The 21,219-nt window shown below is 67.1% G+C and carries 20 protein-coding genes; 15 read left to right on the top strand and 5 right to left on the bottom strand.

Annotated elements, in window-relative coordinates:
* Positions 1 to 18 precede the first annotated feature (18 nt).
* Positions 19 to 375, bottom strand: coding sequence for a DUF1304 domain-containing protein (locus ACFFJ6_RS06925; RefSeq protein ID WP_378387019.1), 357 nt, complete (start codon positions 373 to 375; stop codon positions 19 to 21).
* 89 nt (positions 376 to 464) lie between these two features.
* Here ACFFJ6_RS06925 and ACFFJ6_RS06920 point away from each other — a divergent pair, with 89 nt between their 5' ends.
* From ACFFJ6_RS06920 to ACFFJ6_RS06910, 3 genes are all read left to right on the top strand, one after another.
* Complete coding sequence (locus ACFFJ6_RS06920; protein ID WP_378385835.1) at positions 465 to 893, top strand: DUF1330 domain-containing protein; 429 nt, start codon at positions 465 to 467, stop codon at positions 891 to 893.
* A gap of 187 nt (positions 894 to 1,080) precedes the next feature.
* Positions 1,081 to 3,798, top strand: a complete 2,718-nt coding sequence (locus ACFFJ6_RS06915; protein ID WP_378385833.1) for an ATP-binding protein — start codon at positions 1,081 to 1,083, stop codon at positions 3,796 to 3,798.
* A gap of 213 nt (positions 3,799 to 4,011) precedes the next feature.
* Positions 4,012 to 5,628: a GAF domain-containing protein gene (locus tag ACFFJ6_RS06910; RefSeq protein WP_378385830.1), complete on the top strand. Its 1,617-nt coding sequence runs from the start codon at positions 4,012 to 4,014 to the stop codon at positions 5,626 to 5,628.
* Positions 5,629 to 5,980: 352 nt separating this feature from the next.
* Here the strand turns inward: ACFFJ6_RS06910 and ACFFJ6_RS06905 are convergent, their stop codons facing one another.
* Positions 5,981 to 8,776, bottom strand: a complete 2,796-nt coding sequence (locus tag ACFFJ6_RS06905; protein WP_378385828.1) for a [protein-PII] uridylyltransferase — start codon at positions 8,774 to 8,776, stop codon at positions 5,981 to 5,983.
* Between the two features lie 242 nt (positions 8,777 to 9,018).
* On the opposite strand from ACFFJ6_RS06905, the gene ACFFJ6_RS06900 reads away from it, so the two are divergent.
* The 6 genes from ACFFJ6_RS06900 (at position 9,019) to mutT (ending at position 14,464) form a co-directional block, all read left to right on the top strand.
* A complete protein-coding gene (locus ACFFJ6_RS06900) occupies positions 9,019 to 9,993 on the top strand; it encodes an aliphatic sulfonate ABC transporter substrate-binding protein (RefSeq protein ID WP_378385825.1) in 975 nt (324 codons plus the stop codon).
* 230 nt (positions 9,994 to 10,223) lie between these two features.
* Entirely contained in the window at positions 10,224 to 11,081 is an 858-nt protein-coding gene (locus ACFFJ6_RS06895) for an ABC transporter permease (RefSeq protein ID WP_378385823.1), read from the top strand.
* Positions 11,081 to 11,866, top strand: a complete 786-nt coding sequence (locus ACFFJ6_RS06890) for an ABC transporter ATP-binding protein (protein WP_378385821.1) — start codon at positions 11,081 to 11,083, stop codon at positions 11,864 to 11,866. Before ACFFJ6_RS06895 ends, ACFFJ6_RS06890 begins: the two co-directional genes overlap by 1 nt.
* A 56-nt stretch (positions 11,867 to 11,922) precedes the next feature.
* On the top strand, positions 11,923 to 12,432 hold the full coding sequence (locus ACFFJ6_RS06885; protein ID WP_238733132.1) for an OsmC family protein: 510 nt from the start codon (positions 11,923 to 11,925) through the stop codon (positions 12,430 to 12,432).
* 261 nt (positions 12,433 to 12,693) lie between these two features.
* A complete protein-coding gene (argJ, locus tag ACFFJ6_RS06880; protein ID WP_378385817.1) occupies positions 12,694 to 13,935 on the top strand; it encodes a bifunctional glutamate N-acetyltransferase/amino-acid acetyltransferase ArgJ in 1,242 nt (413 codons plus the stop codon).
* 115 nt (positions 13,936 to 14,050) lie between these two features.
* Positions 14,051 to 14,464: an 8-oxo-dGTP diphosphatase MutT gene (gene mutT, locus ACFFJ6_RS06875; RefSeq protein WP_378385815.1), complete on the top strand. Its 414-nt coding sequence runs from the start codon at positions 14,051 to 14,053 to the stop codon at positions 14,462 to 14,464.
* Between the two features lie 182 nt (positions 14,465 to 14,646).
* On the opposite strand, the gene ACFFJ6_RS06870 is transcribed toward mutT, so the two are convergent.
* Both ACFFJ6_RS06870 and ACFFJ6_RS06865 read right to left on the bottom strand, forming a co-directional pair.
* A complete protein-coding gene (locus ACFFJ6_RS06870) occupies positions 14,647 to 15,480 on the bottom strand; it encodes a methyltransferase domain-containing protein (RefSeq protein WP_378385812.1) in 834 nt (277 codons plus the stop codon).
* 43 nt (positions 15,481 to 15,523) lie between these two features.
* Positions 15,524 to 15,838 (bottom strand): hypothetical protein, encoded by a 315-nt coding sequence (locus ACFFJ6_RS06865; RefSeq protein ID WP_378385810.1) that lies wholly within the window; start codon positions 15,836 to 15,838, stop codon positions 15,524 to 15,526.
* Between the two features lie 109 nt (positions 15,839 to 15,947).
* Between ACFFJ6_RS06865 and ACFFJ6_RS06860 the strand changes: the two genes are divergently transcribed.
* From ACFFJ6_RS06860 to ACFFJ6_RS06840, 5 genes are all read left to right on the top strand, one after another.
* Positions 15,948 to 16,766 (top strand): ComF family protein, encoded by an 819-nt coding sequence (locus tag ACFFJ6_RS06860; protein ID WP_378385807.1) that lies wholly within the window; start codon positions 15,948 to 15,950, stop codon positions 16,764 to 16,766.
* A gap of 63 nt (positions 16,767 to 16,829) precedes the next feature.
* Complete coding sequence (gene grxC, locus ACFFJ6_RS06855) at positions 16,830 to 17,105, top strand: glutaredoxin 3 (protein WP_378385805.1); 276 nt, start codon at positions 16,830 to 16,832, stop codon at positions 17,103 to 17,105.
* On the top strand, positions 17,102 to 17,980 hold the full coding sequence (locus ACFFJ6_RS06850; RefSeq protein ID WP_378385802.1) for a carbon-nitrogen hydrolase family protein: 879 nt from the start codon (positions 17,102 to 17,104) through the stop codon (positions 17,978 to 17,980). The genes grxC and ACFFJ6_RS06850 overlap by 4 nt, the downstream gene beginning before the upstream one ends.
* Complete coding sequence (locus ACFFJ6_RS06845) at positions 17,977 to 18,471, top strand: DUF1178 family protein (RefSeq protein ID WP_378385800.1); 495 nt, start codon at positions 17,977 to 17,979, stop codon at positions 18,469 to 18,471. Before ACFFJ6_RS06850 ends, ACFFJ6_RS06845 begins: the two co-directional genes overlap by 4 nt.
* Before the next feature lie 228 nt (positions 18,472 to 18,699).
* The gene (locus ACFFJ6_RS06840) at positions 18,700 to 19,137 is read left to right on the top strand and encodes an EamA family transporter (RefSeq protein ID WP_378385797.1); all 438 of its coding nucleotides are present in this window, start codon (positions 18,700 to 18,702) and stop codon (positions 19,135 to 19,137) included.
* On the opposite strand, the gene ACFFJ6_RS06835 is transcribed toward ACFFJ6_RS06840, so the two are convergent.
* Positions 19,138 to 20,037 carry an EamA family transporter gene (locus tag ACFFJ6_RS06835; protein WP_378385795.1) on the bottom strand — a complete coding sequence of 300 codons (900 nt, stop codon included), beginning with the start codon at positions 20,035 to 20,037 and terminating at the stop codon, positions 19,138 to 19,140.
* A gap of 155 nt (positions 20,038 to 20,192) precedes the next feature.
* On the opposite strand from ACFFJ6_RS06835, the gene ACFFJ6_RS06830 reads away from it, so the two are divergent.
* Complete coding sequence (locus ACFFJ6_RS06830) at positions 20,193 to 21,005, top strand: MBL fold metallo-hydrolase (protein WP_378385793.1); 813 nt, start codon at positions 20,193 to 20,195, stop codon at positions 21,003 to 21,005.
* Positions 21,006 to 21,219: the final 214 nt, after the last annotated feature.

The following is a 21,219-nucleotide window of genomic DNA, read 5'->3' as shown; positions in this document are numbered from 1 at the left end:
GCAGCATGCTGCCGCGAACTACGCAATCCAGACGAGGACGAGCGCCAGCGCGGCTGGCGCCGCCTGCACATAGAGGATGCGCCGGCTGACGGTCCAGGCGCCGTAGAGTCCGGCGACGATAACGCAGCCGAGGAAGAACGTGGCGAGCTGCAGCGCGATGCCAGGATTCGGATGCAGCAGCGACCAGATCAGGCCGGCCGCGAGGAAGCCGTTGTAGAGCCCCTGATTGGCCGCCAGCACCGCGGAGGCCGCGGCCTTGTCGGGGGTGTTGCGGAAGACCTTCATGCCGAGCGGCTTGGTCCAGAGAAACATCTCCAGCACGAGAAAGAAGACGTGCAGCGCCGCGACCAGCGCGACGAGACAGGCGGCGAGGATGTTCAAGACGATTCTCCGGGAGCAGACATCGGCGGGCGCGGCGTGATAGTAGCACAGCCAAGATGAATCAGAACAACAGGGAGAGACTTATGACCGGGCATATCGATCCGACCAAGGAGGTGTTCGCGCAATTTCGTGACAAGGATCGCCCCGGCCCGATCCATATGCTCAACCTGGTGCGGCTCAAGCCGCGCGCAGCCTATCCGGATGGCCGCGAGGCGACCGGCGCCGAGGCCTATGCGGCTTACGGACGCGAGTCGCTGCCGGTGTTTTCGCGGCTCGGCGGCAAGGTGGTCTGGCAGGGCGCGTTCGAGCTGATGCTGATCGGGCCGCAGAGCGAGCACTGGGACCACGTGTTCATCGCCGAATATCCGAGCGTGGGCGCCTTCGTCGAGATGATCCGCGACCCGGTGTATCGCGAGGCGGTGAAGCATCGCCAGGCCGCGGTCGAGGATTCGCGCCTGATCCGCCTGAAGCCGCTGCCGGCCGGGGAGGGCTTCGGCCAGATTCCCGAATAAGCTCGTGTTCGAAGGTGTGCGCTGACACCAAGCGCAGAGCCGGCCACGCCGCGCGAGGCCGGCTCCTCTTCGACCGGCCGGGGTTGGGCCGCTAGACGATCTGCTACGCAGCGCATGGTGGCGGGGCGGGGCGGTATCAGGTAGTTTTCATCGCAACACATGTCTGTCTGGGGCGGAGTTCTCACGAATGCGCTTGTCGGTGCGCCTCATGCTGGCGATGACGGCGCTGGTGTTGAGTACGGTCGCCGCGCTTGGTCTGCTGGCCTATTACAATATCGGGCGCATCATCGTGCCGGCCGGCATCCAGCGCCTGGCCGACCAGACCAGAGTGCGGATCGGCGGCATCGATGCGCTGCTCGGGACGATGCGCAACGAGACCCTGGCGGCGCAGGCGTTCCCGACCAACCAGAGGATCGCGCGAGCCCGGGCCAATGGCGGCGTCGATCCGGATGGCGGCGTCGAAGAGGCCTGGCTGCGGCAGCATCTTGCCAGGATCTATGCGGCCCAGATGAGCGCCAAGCCGGGCATTTTTCGCTACCGCTATGTCGGTGTCGCCGATGGCGGTCGCGAACTGATCCGCGTCGATCGCGTGGGCCCGGAGCGCACGCCGCGCATCGCGCCGGTCGAGGAATTGGCGCAGGTCGGCGGCGAGAATTTCTTCCGCCGCGGAATCGCGCTCGGCGAGCGCGAGGTCGACATGACCTGGTCGCGCATCGACGCCGTGAACCTTCCGGCGCCGCTGGCGACGTTCACGACACCAGTCCGCACGGAGGCGGGCGAATTGTTCGGCCTGATCGTGATCGACATCGACATGCGGCCGACCTTCGAAAGAATTCGCGCCGCCTTGAGCGCGGACACCATGTCCTACATCGTCGAGGCCGAGGGGGCCTATCTGATCAACCTGCGCGAGGGACACATCGTACCGACCAGCGCGACCGGCCGCTGGCAGGACGACTTTCCGGCGCTGGCGGAGGCGCTCGGCGACAAAAACGGCGCGGCCGCGGTGCTCACCGCGCCGGACGGGCAACGCGTCGCCGCCGTCGTCGGATTCGTTCGCCTGCCCGGCGGGATGCGGGCCGGCGTGATCGAAACGGTGGCGCTCGACACCATCATGGCGCCCGCCAAGGCGCTGCAGAGCGCGAGCCTGATCGTCGCGCTGGTCGCCGCAACCGTCGCCGTCCTGGTGTCGGTGCTGCTGTCGCGCTCGCTGGCGCGGCCGGTGGTGCAGATCGCTGCCGCCATCTCGGGCTACACCCGGACCGGGCGGCTCGCGCTCCCGACCGGGCTCAGCGGCGAGTCCCAGGTGCTGGCGACGGCGTTCGCCCAGATGGTCGACAAGGTCGAAGAGACCAGCGCCGCGCTGCGCGCCAAGTCGGAGGTGCTCGACAAAACCGTCGCCAGCATGGCCGACGCGGTGCTGGTGATCGACGCCGACGGACAGAGGGTGTTCGGCAATCCGCCCGCCAATGCGATCTTCGGCCACTTCACGGACATCGGATCGGAGAAATGGAAGCGGGAGTATCGCCGCTTCCAGTCGGACGGGGTGACGCCGATGCCGGAGACCGAATGTCCGGCGCGGCGTGCCGCCCAAGGCGAGAGCTTCGACAACGTCGAAATCGGCATCCGTCGCGACGGCGGCAAGTTGCTGCAGCTCGCCGCCAGCGCCCGCACCATGCAGAAGGCGGACGGCAGCTTCGGCGGGGCCGTGGTGGTGTATCGCAACGTCACTGCGCTGAAGGAGGCCGAGCGTCAGCTGCGCCAGGCGCAGAAGATGCAGGCAATCGGCCAGCTCACCGGCGGTGTCGCCCACGACCTCAACAACATCCTCACCGTCCTGACCGGCGGCGTCGAGATTCTCGCCGATGGCGTCAGCGATCGGCCTGCGCTGAAGGATGTCGCCGTGATGGTCGATCAGGCCGTGGCGCGCGCCAGCGATCTGACGAACGGGTTGCTGTCGTTCGCGCGCAAGCAGCCGCTGCAGCCGCGCAGCATCGACGTCAATACGCTGATGGAAGAAACCGCGCGATTGCTGCGCTCGACCTTCGGGGGCCATATCGAGGTCGACTTCCGCCCCGCGCCGGAGCTGCGGCCGGCGCTGGCCGATCCGTCGCAGCTCTCCAGCGCCCTGCTCAACCTCGCGATCAACGCCCGCGATGCAATGCCCGGCGGCGGCCGCCTGCTGCTGGAGACCGCCAATGTCGATCTCGATCAGGTCTATGCCGAGCAGCACGACGAGGTCACGCCCGGCCGCTACGTGGTGCTGGTGGTGACGGACACCGGCGCCGGAATTCCGGCTGCGATCCGCGATCGGGTGTTCGAGCCGTTCTTCACCACCAAGGCGGTCGGCGAGGGCACCGGGCTCGGCCTCAGCATGGTGTACGGCTTCGTCAAGCAGTCCGGCGGACACATCGAGATCCACAGCCGTGAGGGCGTCGGCACGGCGATCCGGCTGTACCTGCCGTGCGCCCCGCAGAGCGGTGGCGAACGCGTCCCGGCGACAGTGCAGGCGGAACGCGGGCACGAGACCATTCTGGTCGTCGAGGACGACGTGTTGGTGCGCAGCTACGTCATGACCGATCTCGCTGCGCTCGGCTACACGGCGCATGCCGCGGCCGGGGCCGTGCAGGCGATGGCGATGGTCTATGACGAGGTCGAGTTCGACCTGTTGTTCACCGATGTCATGCTGGGCGGTTGCATCAACGGCGCACAGCTCGCCGAAGAGCTGCGCAAATATCGGCCCAACCTGAAAGTGCTGTTCACGTCCGGCTACAGCGACAACGTGCTGATGCAGCAGAGCGCCGAGATGCGGGGAGCGCTGCTGTTGGAGAAGCCGTATCGCCGCGCCGATCTCGCCCGCATGTTGCGGCTGGCGCTCGATGGTCCTGCCGCCGGACCATCTGCTTAGCAGCCTCAGCCGGTCTGCCCGCACTCCTGAAGAAGGTGTTCACTGTGGAACAAGTTCCGCGCCGCGGCGTCAACTGACGCCAACGACGTCGGCATCGAGTTGTGCCGGGACGGCTTGGCCTCAGCGGGCTGCTCGTGGTAACGGCCTTGATGGTGGTTGCGGATCGGGTCGAGCAGCCGCAAGGACCGAACCGCAGCGCGCCTTGGAGTTCCGTTGAATCCTCCTGACTATACGCACGATCGCGACAGGCTGGCGGCGCTCGAGAGTTTCGCCATTCTCGACACGCCCCCCGAACAGGGGTTCGACGATATCGTCGAGTTGACCACCCTCATCTGCGAGACGCCGGTCGCGCTGGTGAGCCTGGTGTCGCACGATCGGCAGTGGTTCAAGGCGCGGATCGGGTTCGCCGAATGCCAGACCGACCTGAACAGTTCGGTGTGCGCGCATGCGCTGATCGAGCCGGACCTGCTGGTGGTGCCCGACCTTACGGCCGATGAACGCAGCAAGCGCAATCCGCTCGTCACCGGCGAGCCGCATATCCGGTTCTACGCTGGCGTGCCGCTGCGGACCGCGGACGGACACGTGCTGGGCAGCCTGTGTGCGATCGACATCAGGCCGCGGCCCGAGGGGCTTTCGCCGGCGCAGGCGAGTGCGCTGCGCATTCTCGGCCGGCAGGTCGTGGCGCAGCTCGAATTGCGCCGGGCCGTTGCGCAGCGCGACGGCCTGCTGATCGAACAGAAGGGAGCCGAGATCCGCCGCAACGGTCTGCTCGAGATCGGCGACCGGCTGCGCGACGCGACGAGCATTGCCGACATCACCCGCGCGGCAACCGCGGTGATCGGCCAGACCCTTCGGGTCGGTCGTGCGGCGTTCGGGCGGTTCGACGAAACCGCCGAATTCGTCGACATCGAGCCGGACTGGACGGCCGAGGGCGTGCAGTCGGCGGCTGGGCGTCACCGCATCGCCGAATATGGCGACAAGCTGCTGGACGGCGTGATGCGCGGCGAGATGCTGGTGATCCCCGACGTGATGACCGATCCGGCGACCGCGGGCTACATCGAGCCGCTGCTGAGGCTCGATATCCGTTCATTGGTCAATGTGCCGGTGATCGATCACGGCCGCACCGTGGCGATGCTGATCGTCCACGCCGCCGAGCCGCGCGACTGGCCGCCCGAGACGCTGACCTATCTGCGCAACATCGCCGACCGCATCGAGATGGGCGTCGCGCGGCTGCGTGCCGAGGCGCAGCAGCGCCTGCTCAATCACGAACTCAGCCACCGCATGAAGAACACCATGGCGCTGGTGCAGGCGGTGGCATCGCAGACGCTGAAGAACGTGCCGGACAAGACGCCCGTCCAGGCTTTCTCGGACCGGCTGCTCGCCTTAAGCATGGCGCACGACGTGCTGCTGCGTCAGGACTGGCAGTCGGCGCAGGTGCGTAGCATCGTGGAAACCGCGATCTGCATCTTCGACGATGTCGGCCGGTTCGACGTGTCGGGCGAGAAGGTCACGCTGGGATCGCGCGCGGCCCTGTCATTGGCGCTGCTGCTGCACGAGCTGACCACCAACGCGGTGAAGTACGGCGCGTTGTCGAACGATGGCGGCCGGGTCGAGATCGTCTGGGCGGTCGAGGGGATCGGCGCCGAGGCTCTATTCCGGTTGCGCTGGCGCGAATCCGGCGGCCCGGCCGTCCCCACCCCGACACGGCAGGGATTCGGATCGCGGCTGCTGAAGATGGGCCTGACGGGCACCGGCGACGCGCGCCTGTCCTATCATTCGTCCGGCGTCGAGGCCGACTTCGCCGCGAGCCTCGTCGAGCTGCAGACCTGAGGCGACGCGCCGGCCGTGCAGAAGCCGCGCGAAACCGCGACGCGCCTGGACGGCAAGAAGTCGCTCAACATCGGCGACGGATTGAGACTGACGCAGGTGTTGGGAAGCCGCTGCGTAGCTCGATCCCCCCTACGATTGCTCCGCCAGTCAGGCCCGTCAAACGAACGCGAAAGTGGGATCGTAGCCCTCGCTCATCGGCAGGCCGTGCAATGGGCGGCGGCGGACGTCACGATTGGCCCATGTCGAACAGCGCCAGAGGCCTGCTGCCGGCCGACAAGCGGCAGATCAGGGCTGCCGCTGTCGATGCCGACGACCCGTCCCAGTTCGCCCATGACGCGGACGCGGCGTCGCGTTACGCCGCCGGCTTCTGCTCCGCGTCGCTGTTGGCGAGCAGGTGGACCAGCGCACGCTTGATCGCGGCCTGACGGGTCGGCGCGGTGATCTGCGCGCCGAGCAGGTCTGTGACGTAAAACACGTCGCGGGCGCGCTCGCCGAAGGTGGCGACATGGGCCGAGGCGATGTTGAGGTTGAGCTTCGAGATCGCCGTGGTGAGCTGATAGAGCAGGCCGGGCCGGTCGAGGCCCGACACTTCGATCACCGTGTAGCGGTCCGACCAGTTGTTGTTGATCGACACTTCGGGCTCGACTACGAAGGCGCGCAGTTTCGTCTTGCCGCCGGCGCGGCGGGCGACCGCTTCGGGCAGCCGCAGCTTGCCTTCCAGCACTTCCTCGATCATCTCGCCGATCCGCGTGGCGCGGCGGCCCTCGTCCTCGTCACGGTCGTATTCGCGGCTGATGGAAATGGTGTCGAGCGCGCGGCCGTCGGTCGTCGTGTAGATCTGCGCATCGACGATGTTGGCGCCGGCCGACGCGCAGGCGCCGGCGATGATCGACAGCAGCCAGGGATGGTCGACCGCGAAGATCGTCAACTCGGTGACGCCGCGGGCCTCGTCGAAGCCGACATTGATCGCAAGCTTGTGACCGGCCTGCTCCGACGCGCGCAGGAAGCGGGCGTGACGGAGCTTGCGCGCCAGCTCGACCTTCAGCCAGTAGGCTGGATAGTGCCGGGCCACGTAGCTGTTGAGGTCGTCCTCCGGCCATTCGGTGAAGGCGGCGCGGAACTCGGCCTGCGCGGCGCGGATGCGCTCGGCTCGATTGACCTCGGAGAAGCCGCCGGTCAGCACCGGCTCGGTTTCGTAGTACAGCGTGCGGATCAGCTGCGCCTTCCAGCCGTTCCAGACGCCGGGGCCGACGCCGCGGATGTCGGCGGTGGTGAGGATCGTCAGCAGCTTCATCTGCTCGACCGATTCTACCACGGCGGCGAAGTTCTCGATGGTCTTGCGATCGGACAGGTCGCGCGATTGCGCCACCGTGGACATCACCAGATGCTTGTCGATCAGCCAGGCGATCAGTTCGGTGTCGGCGGCGTTGAAGCCGAGCCGCGGACACAGCCGCCGCGCCACCTTGGCGCCGGCAACCGAGTGGTCTTCCGGCTGGCCCTTGGCGATGTCGTGCAGCAGCACCGCGACGTACAGCGCCGCGCGGTGGTCCGGACGGATCTTGCGGATCAGTTCGGACGACAGCGCGAACTCGTCGTTGCCGCCGCGCTCGATCTCCTGAAGGTTGCCGACACAGCGCAGCAGATGCTCGTCCACCGTGTAGCTGTGATACATGTTGAACTGCATCATCGAGACGATGCGTCCGAAGGCGCGGATGAAACGGCCGAGCACGCCGGTCTCGTTCATCCGCCGCAGCACCTGCTCGGAATTGTCCGAGGTCAGGATCTCGACGAACAGGGCATTGGCTTCTGGATTGTCGCGCAGCTGGGCGTTGATCAGCGCCAGCGACCGCGTCACCGTGCGCATCGCGTCCGGGTGAAAGGCGAGGCTGTTCTTCTGCGCCAGACGGAAGATCCGGATCAGATTGACCGGGTCGTGTTTGAACACGTCCGGCGTGGCGCAATTGATGCGGTTGTTGTCGATGACGAAGTCGTCTGACTCCGGCACGCGGCGGCGGGTGGTGCCGGGCCGCAGCCGCGCCATCATCCGGGTCAGCGCCGGCGCCGGCTTGGCCTGCTGGTCTTCGAGCTTGGCGCACAGGATCGCCGTGAGGTTGCCGACCTCCTTGGCGATCAGGAAGTAGTGCTTCATGAAGCGCTCGACGTCCTGCATGCCGGGATGCGACGTGTAGCCGAGCCGCACGCCCATCTCGCGCTGCAGATCGAACGACAGCCGTTCTTCGGCGCGCCGGGTCAGGAAGTGCAGATTGCAGCGCACCGACCAGAGGAAATCCTCGCAGCGGCGGAAGGTGCGGAATTCGACCGGGTCGAATACGCCGCGCGCCAAGAGTTCGCTGGTCTCCCGCACGCGATAGACGTACTTGGCGATCCAGAACAGCGTGTGCAGGTCGCGCAGGCCGCCCTTGCCGTCCTTGACGTTGGGTTCGACCAGATAGCGTGACTGGCCCGAGCGGCGATGACGCTCCTCGCGCTCGGCGAGCTTGGCGGTGACGAACTCAGCGGCGGTGCCGTCGACCACTTCCTTGTCGAAGCGTTCGACCAGCTCGTTGTACAGCGCCTGGTCGCCGGCCAGAAACCGCGTCTCCAGGATCGCGGTGCGGATCGTCATGTCGGCCCGGGCCTGGCGGATGCACTCGTCGACCGAGCGCGTTGCGTGGCCGACCTTCAGGCCGATGTCCCACAGCGAATACAGCACCACCTCGGCGACCTGCTCGCCCCAGGCGGTCTGCTTGTAGGGCAGGATGAACAACAGATCGATGTCGGACTCCGGCGCCATCAGGCCACGGCCATAGCCGCCGGTCGCCACCACCGACATCCGCTCCGAGCTCGACGGCGTCGGGGAATTATACAGATACTTTGTGGCCGCCATGAACAGCAGGCGGATGATCTCGTCCTGGACGTAGCACAGCCGCTCGGCGCAGCGCCGGCCATGGCGGTCGCGCAGCAACTGCGCCTCGGCCTCGACCCGGGCCTGCGCCAGCTCGGCCTTCATCAGTTGCGCGAGGGCGTTGCGGAAAGCCTGGTCGTTACCGGCGTGCTGCTCGGCGAGCGCTGCGATCGCGGCGGAGACGCGCTGGGTATCGAACCGCTCGTCAGTGGCCGGCTTAGGAGGTGTCGCGACTTTGTCCATGAGGACTCCGGATATCGGACGGCGCTGACGCTGTCACGGAGCAAGTTGGGGCGACAGCAGGACCATGCTGTATTTTACCGTTTTTGGGTAAAGCCGTTCCTGCCGCAGCGCCGAATCGAGAACTTCATTCTGGTTGACGATACGATCTAACTAACTGAAAAGATATACAAATTCAGAAGATCAACAACGCGGCGCCAGATACGGCCGGATGCACGCGAAGTTTACCAGGGAGAAGGGGCTCGATGTCGAAGATCACACGGCGTGCCATGTCGGCGCTGATTGCAGCCGCGGCGCTGCTGCCGGGCGCGGTTCTCGCGGCCGACAAGCCGAAGGAAATCCGGATCGACTGGGCGACCTACAATCCGGTCTCGATCGTGCTCAAGCAGCAGGGGCTGCTCGAGAAGGAGTTCGCCAAGGACGGTATCAACATCGTCTGGGTGCAGTCCGCGGGCTCGAACAAGGCGCTCGAATTCCTCAATGCCGGCTCGATCGATTTCGGCTCGACGGCCGGCTCCGCCGCACTGGTGGCGAAGATCAACGGCAATCCGATCAAGTCGATCTACGTCTATTCGCGGCCGGAATGGACCGCGCTGGTGACCGGCAAGGATTCCAAGATCAATTCGGTCGCCGACCTCAAGGGCAAGCGCGTCGCGGTGACGCGCGGCACCGATCCGCACATCTTCCTGGTCCGGGCGCTGCTCGATGCCGGCCTGAAGCAGGACGATATCACGCCGGTGCTGCTGCAGCACGCCGACGGCAAGACCGCGCTGATCCGCGGCGACGTCGACGCCTGGGCTGGGCTCGATCCGATGATGGCGCAGGCCGAAGTCGAAGAAGGCGCGCGGCTGTTCTATCGCAAGCCCGAGGCCAACACCTGGGGCATTCTGAATGTCCGCGAGCAGTTCCTGAAGGATCACCCGGATCTCGTCCGCCGCGTGCTGGCGATCTACGAGGATGCGCGCAAGTACTCGGTCGCCAACTACGACGAGGTCAAGAAGGCCTTCATCGGTGTCACCAAGCTGCCGGACGCGGTGGTGGACAAGCAGCTCAAGGAACGTACCGAGCTGACCCACAGCCGCATCGGCGCACCGCAGCGCGACTCGATCCTCGCCGCGGGCCTCGCTCTGCAACAGGCCGGCGTCATCGCCGCCTCGGTCGACGTCAAGGCGACGCTGGATCAACTGATCGACGATCAGGTGCCGCTGCCGACGAATTGAGATCGCCTACGGACGACGCGCTTTCACCCTCCCTGGAGGGGGAGGGTCGCTCGCGCCAGCGAGCGGGGTGGGGTGAGCCCGAGGCATTGCGGACGAAATCTTCGCCACTCCACCCCGCCGCGCATCCCGCTCCGCGGGCTGCCCGCCGCCACTCCCCTGGAGGGGGAGGGTGAGGGCGCTCGGGGAGGGTGGTCACGACTTGCAATTGCTTCCGAGAAACGCTTCTCACTATGGCCATGACGCTCGAAACCCCGGTGCTGCAGCGCCCTGAAGCGATCGGACCGGCCGCCGTGGCGCCGCCGCGCCGCACCGCGCGTTGGCGTGGGCCGGTGCTCGGGTTGCTGCTGCCGCTGACGGTCGCGCTCGGCTGGGAGCTGGCGGTATATCTTGGCTGGTCGAACGGCCGGCTGGTGCCGCCGCCGTCCAAAGTCATCGCGACCATTGGCGAGCTGGCGAAAAGCGGCGAACTCACCCGGCACATCGTCGCCACCGTCAGCCGGGTCGCCGCCGGCTTCGGGCTCGGTGTGCTGGCCGGCACGCTGCTCGGCGCGGTCTCCGGCTATTGGGGGCTGGCGCGGCAGCTGCTCGATCCCACCGTGCAGGCGCTGCGCGCGATTCCGTCGATCGCCTGGGTGCCGCTGTTCATCCTGTGGCTCGGCATTTTCGAGACTTCGAAAGTCGCGCTGATCGCAGTCGGCGTGTTCTTTCCGGTGTATCTCGGCGTGATGGGCGCGATACGCTCCGTGGACCGCAAGATCGTCGAGGTCGGACGGACGTTCCGGCTGTCCGGGCCGGCGATGATCCGGCGCATCCTGCTGCCGGCGGTGCTGCCCGCCTACGTGGTGGCGCTGCGGGTCGGGCTCGGGCTCGGCTGGATGTTCGTCGTCGCGGCCGAATTCATGGGCGCGTCCGAGGGGCTCGGCTTCCTGCTGATCGACGGCCAGCAGCTCGGCAAGCCGGCCCAGATCGTCGCCGCGATCGTGATCTTCGCGCTGCTCGGCAAGACTACCGACTGGCTGATCGAGATCGCCACCGCGCCGCTGCTGCGCTGGCAGGATTCGTTCGGGCCGCGCGAGGGAGACGCCTGATGCTGATCCTCGACGGCGTCGACAAGACCTATCCCAACGGCGTCCACGCGCTGCAGCGGTTCTCGGCGCAGATCCAGCTCGGCGAGATCATCGCGATCATCGGCGGCTCGGGCTGCGGCAAATCCACGCTGCTGCGCGCGATCGCCGGGCTCGACCGCGCCAGCGCCGGCAACATCACGCTCGACGGCGAGGCGATTACCGCGCCGCATCCCAAGATCGGCATCATCTTCCAGGAGCCGCGACTACTGCCCTGGCTCAGCGTCGCCGACAATATCGGCTTCGGGCTCGACGGCGTGCCGCGCCGGCAGCGGGCCGTGCGTGTCGCAGCGGCGCTGGCGCGGGTCGGGCTCTCCGACAAGGCAAAGGCCTGGCCGCGCGAACTGTCCGGCGGGCAGGCGCAGCGGGTTGCGATCGCGCGGGCGCTGGTGCCGCAGCCCGAGGTGCTGCTGCTCGACGAGCCGTTCTCGGCGCTCGATGCCTTCACCCGCCGCGACCTGCAGGACCATCTGCTCGACCTGTGGGCCGATACGCGGCCGACACTGATCCTGGTGACGCACGACGTCGAGGAGGCGGTAGTGCTGGCCGACCGGGTGCTGGTGATGCAGCCCCGGCCGGGGCGGCTGTTCGAGGAAATCGCCGTCGATCTGCCGCGGCCGCGCGACCGCAATGCGGTACAGTTCGAGACCTTGCGGCACCGCATCTACACCGCGCTCGATCGTTCGCTGGATCGCGGGCCGCCGAGCCCGGAGGCGAAAGTGCATGTCGGGGACGCGATGTGGTGGTGACAGCGCCACCACTCTGTCCCTAAATACCAGCCAGACAAAATCAGGGAGAAAACACCATGGATGCCGCCACGCTGCGCGCGACCCAGGCGCCGTACAAAGAGCGCTACAAGACCGATCCGGCCGCCGCTCTGATCACGCTGAAGGCCAAGGGCTCGGTCGACCAGGACGGTATCTCTTGCAAGGTCGAGACCGGCCGGGCGCTGGCGAGCGCCGGTCTGCATCCGGCGACGGGCGGGTCGGGTCTCGAATTGTGTTCGGGCGACATGCTGCTCGAGGCGCTGGTCGCCTGCGCGGGCGTGACGCTGAAATCGGTCGCGACCGCGATCGAGGTGCCGCTGACCCGCGGCGACGTGGTCGCCGAGGGCGATCTCGACTTCCGCGGCACGCTCGGCATCGACAAAGAAACGCCGGTCGGCTTCCGCGAAATCCGGCTGCGCTTTGAAGTCGGCACCGACGCGCCGCAGGACAAGCTCGATTTGCTGCTGAAGCTGACCGAGCGCTATTGCGTGGTGTACCAGACCATCAAGAACGGCCCGAAGGTCTCGGTCGCACTCGAGCGGGTGTGAGAAACTCGCCTTCAGGCACGCAACCATCCCCGAGTCGTCCCCGCGCAGGCGGGGACCCATACGCCGCAGCCTCCCGATGAGAGCAGTGCGGTAGAGACCTTCATTCGAGAAGCCAGGGGTTATGGGTCCCCGCCTGCGCGGGGACGACTCGGGTGATGCAGAGACCTCGATCCGAATTTTTCTTCTCAATGCCATGCGCTTGTGAGACAGGGGTGGGGCTCCGCGCCGCGGGGCTCCACTGAACCTGCCGAAAGCGCTCCGATGTCCAGCTCCGTTTCGCCGCTCGCGCCCACCAACGTTCCCACGCTGCCGGAGCTCGCCGGCGTTCGCCTCGGCACCGCCGCCGCGGGCATCCGCTACAAGGGCCGCACCGATGTGCTGCTGGTCTCGCTCGACCCGGGCACGACGGTGGCGGGCGTGTTCACCAAGTCGAAGTGCCCGTCGGCGCCGGTCGAGTGGTGCCGCGACAAGCTGAAGGGCGGCACCGCGCGCGTGCTGGTGGTCAATTCCGGCAACGCCAATGCCTTCACCGGCAAGAACGGCCGGCAATCGACCGCGCTGACCGCCTCGATCGCCGCCAAGGCGATCGGCTGCAAGACCGACGAAGTCTTCCTCGCCTCGACCGGCGTGATCGGCGAACCGCTCGACGCCACCAAGTTCGACGGCGTGCTCGGCAAGCTGGCCGAGAGCGCCGAGCCCGGACACTGGATGGACGCCGCCAAGGCGATCATGACCACCGACACCTTCCCCAAGGTCGCGACCAAAACGGTGAAGATCGGCACCACCAAGGTCACCATCAACGGCATGGCCAAGGGCGCCGGCATGATCGCGCCCGACATGGCGACGATGCTGTCCTTCATCTTCACCGACGCGCCGCTGTCGGCGTCCTGCCTGCAGGCGCTGCTGAAAGCCGGCGTCGCCGACACCTTCAACGCGGTGACGATCGACGGCGACACCTCGACCTCCGACACGCTGCTGGCGTTCGCCACCGGTGCCGCCGCCAAGGCCGGCGCGCCGAAGATTTCGCGCGCCTCCGATCCGCGGCTCAAGGCCTTCGTCAAGGCGTTCAACGCTGTGCTGGCCGACCTCGCCGAGCAGGTCGCGCGCGACGGCGAGGGTGCCCGCAAGCTGGTCGAGATCGTGGTCGAGGGCGCCACCACGCCCGCCTCGGCGCGCAAGATCGCGATGTCGATCGCCAACTCGCCGCTGGTGAAGACCGCGATCGCCGGCGAGGACGCCAATTGGGGCCGCGTGGTGATGGCGGTCGGCAAGGCCGGCGAGCCGGCCGATCGCGACAAGCTGTCGATCTCGTTCAACGGCATCCGCGTGGCGAAAGCCGGCGCGCGCGATCCGTCCTACGACGAGAAGGAAGTCTCGGCCGCGATGAAGAAGCCGGAGATCCAGATCAAGGTCGCCCTCGGTCTCGGCAAAGGCCGCGACCGCGTCCTGACGTGCGATCTGACCAAGGAATACGTGGCAATCAACGGCGATTATCGGTCGTGAGTTTTTCGCACAAACTCTCACCGTCATTCCGGGGCGCGCGTAGCGCGAACCCGGAATCCATAACCACAGCCGGGGGGTATGGATTCCGGGCCCGCGCCAAGAGGCGCGTCCCGGAATGACGAAATCTGTGAACCTCCTCCTCGTCGTCGCCGTCGCGCTGATCGATGCTGATAATCGCGTGCTGATCGCGCAGCGGCCGAAGCACAAGCAGCTCGGCGGGCTGTGGGAATTTCCCGGCGGCAAGCTCGATCCCGGGGAGCGGCCGGAGGCGGCGCTGATCCGCGAACTCGACGAAGAACTCGGCATCACCGTCAAGGAGGCCTGCCTGGCGCCGCTGACCTTCGCCAGCCACGCCTATGAGGACTTCCATCTGCTGATGCCGCTGTATGTATGCCGGCGCTGGGAAGGCCAGGTGATGCCGCGCGAAGGCCAGGAACTCGCCTGGGTCCGCGCCACCAAGCTTCGTGACTACCCGATGCCGCCCGCGGATCTGCCGCTGATCCCGCCGCTGATCGAGCTGTTGATGTAGGACGAACCGTAGCCCGCATGAGCGAAGCGACATGCGGGACTGCAACACCCCGCATATCGCTTCGCTCATGCGGGCTACACACCCTACTGATGTAGCACCTCGGCCCCGGTTCGCGGCCGTGAACCGGGGTCCGGATCTGCGAAGTGGCATGAAGAATGCCACTCCTTGTCTGGGCACGCTAATTACTTCGGCAGCAGTCCCTTCACCGCCTCTTCCAAGCTCGCCTTGGCGGACCCCGGCTTCAGCGGCTGCTGTTGGCTCTCGTGCGGCGACCAGCCGGACAGCCAGATGATCTCGAAGGTTGCGCGGATGCGGCCGTCGGGGTCGGCGAAGCGCTCGGCGTAGATCTGCGCCATGCGGGTCAGCGTGGCGCGGCGCAGCGGCGTCTTGCGGCGTTCGATCAGCACGTTGGTGGCGCCCATCCGGCGTAGGTCCTGCATCAGCGCGAACGCATGATCGTAGCGCACCACGACGCGGTCGACGTCGGTGACTGGCAGCGCGAAGCCGGCGCGCTGCAGCAGCGCGCCGAGGTCGCGCAGGTCCGCGGTCGGCGCGACGCGCGGCGAGACGCCGCCTTCGACCTCGGCCTCGGCGGTCGCGAAGGCCTCGCGCAACTCCATCAGCGTATCGCCGCCGGTGAGCGCCGCCAGCAGCAGTCCGTCGGGCTTCAGGGCGCGGCGGATCTGGGCGAGCACGCCGGGCAGATCGTTGGCGAATTGCAGCGCCAGCGCCGACACCACGAGATCTAGCGAGCCGGGCGCGAGCCCGAGCGCCTCGTTGCCCGCCGCATCGAGGTCGACATGCTGGATCGACGCGAAGCGCCCCGGCGGCAGCGCAGCGCCGGGTGTCCAGACGTCGGCGGCGGATTGGAAGTCGCGCAGCACGGCGTGCAGCCGGTCGTCCATCTCCTCGGCCACGCGATCGAGCAGGAAGCTCTCGGGGCCGGCGGTGTGGGCGCGCGCCTGACGCTGCGCTAGCAGGCGGCGGTCGAACAGGATCGGGGCGGTGTCGGTCATGGCCGGCAGGTGGGGATCGGCGGCGCCATCGGCAACGGCGTCCTCAGTTGAGCTTGGCGGCGGCGGCCGGGCTCTGCTGCGAAGCCTCGAACATCTTCAGCACGGCGTCGAGCGCGTTGCGCAGATGCAGCGCGCCGGCCTGGCTGCAACGCAGCCGCGCGGTGGTGACGAATTTCACCTCGACGCTGCCGTCGGCCAGCGGATTGAGCGTGCGTGCGGCCAGTTCGACTTCGACATTGTTGGCCATCACGCCATGCGCCGGCGCGATGTCGAAATAGACATGCGGTGCGGCCGGCATGTCGACGTAAGTGATGGCGTCGCTGGTCTTGTCGTTGGGGTTCGAGTCTCGGTCGGACATGGCGCTCTCCGGCTGGCGCGGCGGGGCTCTCCTTGTGCGCCATTCGGGGCCCGGACACTACCCGGTTCTTATCCTTGACGGCGTTTCCCGCAGCGCTAGCCTTCGCCCTATGCAGGCGGAAGCGATCCCGAAACCGGATGGCAAAGTGGCCGGCGCCCGTCTGATCCAGGCGCTCGGCACGGTGCGCCATGTCTGGTCGCGGGCCACGAGGCTGGTGCTCGACGTCGCACTGCCGACGCTCTGTGTCGCCTGCCGCGAGCCGGTGGCGGGCGAGGGACTTTGCCCGCAATGCTGGTCGCAACTCTCCTTCATCGCGCCGCCTTATTGCGACAAGCTCGGCATTCCCTTTGTCTATGATCCCGGCCCCGGCATCCTGTCGATGCAGGCGATCGCCGATCCGCCGGCCTACAGCCGCGCCCGCGCCGCGGTACGCTACGACGAGGTCGCCAAGACGCTGGTGCACGCGCTGAAATTCCACGACCGCACCGATCTGGCGCCGACCATGGGGCGCTGGATGGCGCATGCCGGGCAGCCGCTGCTGCGGGATGCCGATCTCCTGGTCCCGGTGCCGTTGCATTGGCGGCGCAGCTTTTCGCGGCGCTATAACCAGTCCGGCGCGCTGGCGCGGGTGATCGGCCGCCAGACGGGCGTGCCGGTGGCGATCGAGGCGCTGCGGCGGGTGCGGCCGACCGCGCATCAGATCGGGCTGTCGCGCTCCGAGCGCGCCGCCAATGTGCAGGGAGCCTTCAAGGTTCCGCCGGATCGCAAGGCCGAGGTGCAGGGCCGGCGGGTGGTGCTGGTCGACGACGTGCTGACCTCGGGCGCCACTGTCGACGCCTGCGCCCGGGCTCTGCTGCGCGCCAAGGCCCGTTCGGTCGACGTCTTGGTCTTTGCCCGGGTTGTGGAGATGCTGAAATCTCCCATATAATCCGTACCTTGCTTTAAACGCCCGCGACCCGACCCCGACCCTATGACGATTCATGGAGCTGCGATGTCCGCTGCGATCGAGATTTTCACGCGTCCCGGCTGCGGCTATTGCAGCGCCGCCAAGTCGCTGCTGAACCGCAAGAAGGCCGCGTTCACGGAGTACGACGTCGCGGTCGATCCGGCGTATCGCAAGACGATGGACGAGCGCACCCATCCGGGCTCGACCTATCCGCAGATCTTCATCGGCGGCACCCATGTCGGCGGCTGCGACGACCTCTACGCGCTCGACCGCGAAGGCAAGCTCGACGCGATGCTGGCCGGCGAGACGGCGGCGTCATGACCGGGCCGGCGCCGTTCAATGCCGCGCTGGTGCAGATGCGCACCGGGTTGTTGCCGGGGCCGAGCCTGGAGCAGGGCACGAAGCTGATCCGCGAAGCGGCCGCCGCGGGTGCCGACTACGTCCTCACCCCCGAGGTGAGCAACATGATGCAGCTCAATCGCGAGAAGCTGTTCGAGAGCCTTGCGGACGAAGACAGCGACGCCTCGCTGAAGGCGTATCGCGAATTGGCGCGCGAACTGAACATCCATCTGCATATCGGCTCGCTGGCGTTGCGCGCCTCGCCGGACCGCGCCGTCAACCGCTCGTTCCTGATCGCGCCCGACGGGACGATCCTGGCGAGCTACGACAAGATCCACATGTTCGACATCGATCTCGGCAATGGCGAAAGCTATCGCGAGTCGGCGAACTATCAGCCGGGCGAGACCGCGGTGATCTCCGACCTGCCATGGGGCCGGATCGGGCTGACGATCTGCTACGACGTGCGTTTCCCGGCGCTGTATCGCGCGCTCGCCGAGGCCGGCGCCTCGTTCATCTCGGCGCCGGCGGCGTTCACCAGGCCGACCGGCGAGGCGCATTGGCACGTGCTGCTGCGCGCCCGCGCCATCGAGAATGGCTGCTTCGTGTTCGCCGCCGCGCAAGGCGGGCTGCACGAGAACAAGCGCGAGACCTACGGCCACTCGCTGATCATCGATCCGTGGGGCAAGGTGCTGGCCGAGGGCGGCATCGACCCCGGCTTCATCATGGCGCGGATCGATCCGTCGGAGGTCACCAAGGCGCGCGGCAAGATCCCGTCGTTGCAGCACGGCCGCCGCTTCACGATGGCCGATCCGAAAGCCGGCCCGGACTATCTGCATCTCGTCCGGAGCCAGACATGATCCGCTACAGTCTGCGCTGCGACAGCGGTCATGAGTTCGAAAGCTGGTTTCAGAGCTCCTCGGCTTATGACTCGCAGGTCCGGCGCAAGCTGGTGAATTGCCCGGCCTGCGATTCGACCAAGGTCGAGAAGGCCATCATGGCGCCGCGCATCGTCGGCAAGAAAGGTCGCGGCCGCGCGCCGGAGCCGGTCGAGGCTGCGGCGCCTGTCGCACCGGCGGAGACCGCCCCGAGTGGCGAGGCCGCGTCGACCCCGCTGCTGCTGGCGCAGGAGCGCGAGCTGCGCGCCAAGCTCAAGGAACTGCGCGACCACATCGTCAAGACCGCCGACAATGTCGGCGACAGCTTCCCCGAGGAAGCCCGCAAGATGCATTACGGCGACATCGAGCATCGCCCGATCTACGGCGAAGCCTCGCCCACCGAAGCCAAGGCGCTGATCGACGAAGGCATCGAAGTCGCGCCCCTCCCGGTGTTGCCGGACGACCGGAATTGACGCTCGAGCCGCCAAGTATCAAATCTCACGTTCGTCATTCCGGGGCGCGCGAAGCGCGAGCCCGGAATCCATAGCCCTTGCGCCATCGATTCTGACGAAAGAATTCCGTCATCGTGCCTCACAGCTGATGCTGCGGTGTATGGATTCCGGGCTCGCGAGCTGCCGCTCGCGCTCCGGAATGACAAAAGAGAGATTTGGGCGCCTCGAGTGCTCAATGGAGATGCTGCTGTGCCCCCCGACACCCTGCTTTCCTGGCAATTCTGGGCGCTGCTCTCGGCCGTATTCGCTGCGCTCACCGCGATCTTCGCCAAGGTCGGGGTTGCCGATATCAATTCCGATCTCGCCACCTTCATCCGCACCGTCGTGGTGCTGATGTCGCTGGCGGTCATTCTGTTTGCGACCGGGCAGTTCGCGACCGCCGGGCCGATCAGCCCGAAGACCTGGCTGTTCCTGGTGCTGTCCGGGCTGTGCACCGGGGCATCGTGGCTGTGCTACTTCCGGGCGCTGAAGCTCGGACCCGCCACGCTGGTGGCGCCGATCGACAAGCTGAGCGTGGTGCTGGTCGCGCTGTTCGCCGTCGCGTTTTTGGGCGAGCGGCCGAGCGCGATGCACTGGCTCGGCATCGCGCTGATCGCGGCCGGCGCGGTGATCATCGCGGTGAAGTGATCAGCCGGCGACCAGCAGCGCGACGCCGAGCACGATCAGGGCGGTGCCGCCGAGTTCGCGCGCCGACAGCGGCTGCTTGAACGAGTAGTAAGCCACCGCCTGGGCGAACAGCACTTCGACCAGCGCCAGCGTCCGCACGTTGGCGGCGGCGGTGAGCGCGAAGGCCAGGAACCAGAACTGCGACGAGAACGCGCCGACGAAGCCGGCCAGCATCGACGGCTTCCACAGCCGCAGGATGTCGCGCAGAACGTTCGGCGCCCGCGCCAGCAGGTAGAGCGACAGCACCAGCGTCTGGACGCCGAGCCCGAACACCAGCGTAAAACTCGCCGCGGTTACGAACGTCACGCCCGGCACCACGATGATGGCGCCGCGAAATCCGACCGCCGACAGCGCGAAGGCGGCGGCGGCAGCGAGTCCCAGCAGCGTCGGCCGCAGGCTGGCGAGGTTGCGGCCGCTGCCCGGCCGCAGTGCGGTGATGACCACGCCGACGGTGGCGATCAGGATCGCCAGCACCTTCCAAAGATCCAGATGATCGCCGAGAAACACGAAGCCGAAGATCGCGGTCTGGATCGCCTCGGTCTTCAGATACGCGGTGGTGACCACGAAGGAGCGCTCGTTCATCGCCGCCAGCATCAAGCCGGTGGCGAGAATCTGCGACAGCGCGCCGAGCAGCAGCCACGGCCAGAACGCCAGGCCCGGCCAAGGCACCGCGTCTCCGGTGGCGGCGATCACCAGCACGAAGAACAGGATCGAGAACGGAAACCCGAACAGGAAGCGGATATTGGTGGCGCCCCAGGCGCCGAGCGGCCCGGTCAGCGAGCGCTGCATCGCGTTGCGCGCGACCTGGCCGAGCGCGGCGACGAGCGTGAACGGGATCCAGAGCGAGGCGAGGGTGAGCATGTGGTGATCGGGGCTGGAGGGCGCGGCACCGTGGCGGCGCGGCCCGCCGCGGTCAACCGGAGCGAGGATCATGCCAGCGTTGCGCACCCCGGCCGCACTGGTGCTCGCGAATTTTACCGTTACACTTCGCCCGCCTCGAACGGAGCGACACCGCCATGCTGCGCTGCCTTGCCGTCTTCGTTGCCCTGCTCACGCTGGTCGTTTCGCCGGCGCGGGCCGCGGACGGGTTTCGCGGCAGCGAGTGTCTGGCGATGGCGCAGGGGCCGCGCGCGATCCCGGTCAGCCTGCGGCGCACGGCGGCCGCCGAGCAGGTGCTGATCACCTATCGGGGCCATGCGACCTACACGATCGAAAGCCCCGGCGGCGTGATGGTGGCGACCGATTACAGCGGCACCTACGACACCGGCCGCACGCCGGATGTCGTCACCATGAACCGCGCGCACTCCACCCACTACACGCTGGCACCGGATCCCAAGATCGCCCATGTGTTGCACGGCTGGGGCACGGACGGCCAGCCGGCCAGGATCTTCGAGCGTGTCGGCGACGTGCTGATCCGCAACGTCACCACCGACATCCGCCGCTACATGTTCGACGACGGCGGTGGCGGCATGATCAAGGACGGCAATTCGATCTTCATCTTCGAGGTCGCCGGGCTTTGCATCGCGCATCTGGGCCATCTGCACACCACGCTCGACGACAGCCATGTCGCGGCGATCGGCCGGATCGACATTCTGATGGTGCCGATCGACGGCAGCTACACGATGTCGCTCGGCGGCATTTCCGACATCACGAAGCGCCTGCGTGCCTCGGTGGTGTTGCCGATGCACCGCTTCATGACCCCGCTCGACGACTTCATGCGGCGGATCGGGCAGGACTTCGCCATCGATCAGCGCAGCGACAGCAGCCTGCGCATCTCGCGCGACACGCTGCCGGGCACGCCGACGGTGATTATTTTGAGGGGCGTATAGTTTCGCGCGTCATTGCGAGGAACGAAGCGACGAAGCAATCCACCCCAGTGCACAAAGCTGGATTGCTTCGCTTCGCTCGCAATGACGGGGGAGAGGGGCCTTGCCGTGTCCCGACGGTCGGCTTTTTTGAAGAGCGATGGATTGCCGGGTCAAGTGTTCAGCCCGGAGACATAGTCGACGCCTGTTCGGAGACATCACCGACACTTTTCCCGCC

The organism is Rhodopseudomonas telluris (assembly GCF_042432815.1).
Taxonomy (GTDB): domain Bacteria; phylum Pseudomonadota; class Alphaproteobacteria; order Rhizobiales; family Xanthobacteraceae; genus Rhodopseudomonas; species Rhodopseudomonas telluris.
The sequence above is the reverse complement of the archived record's forward strand: the minus strand, read 5'-3'. Positions and strand labels throughout refer to the sequence as shown.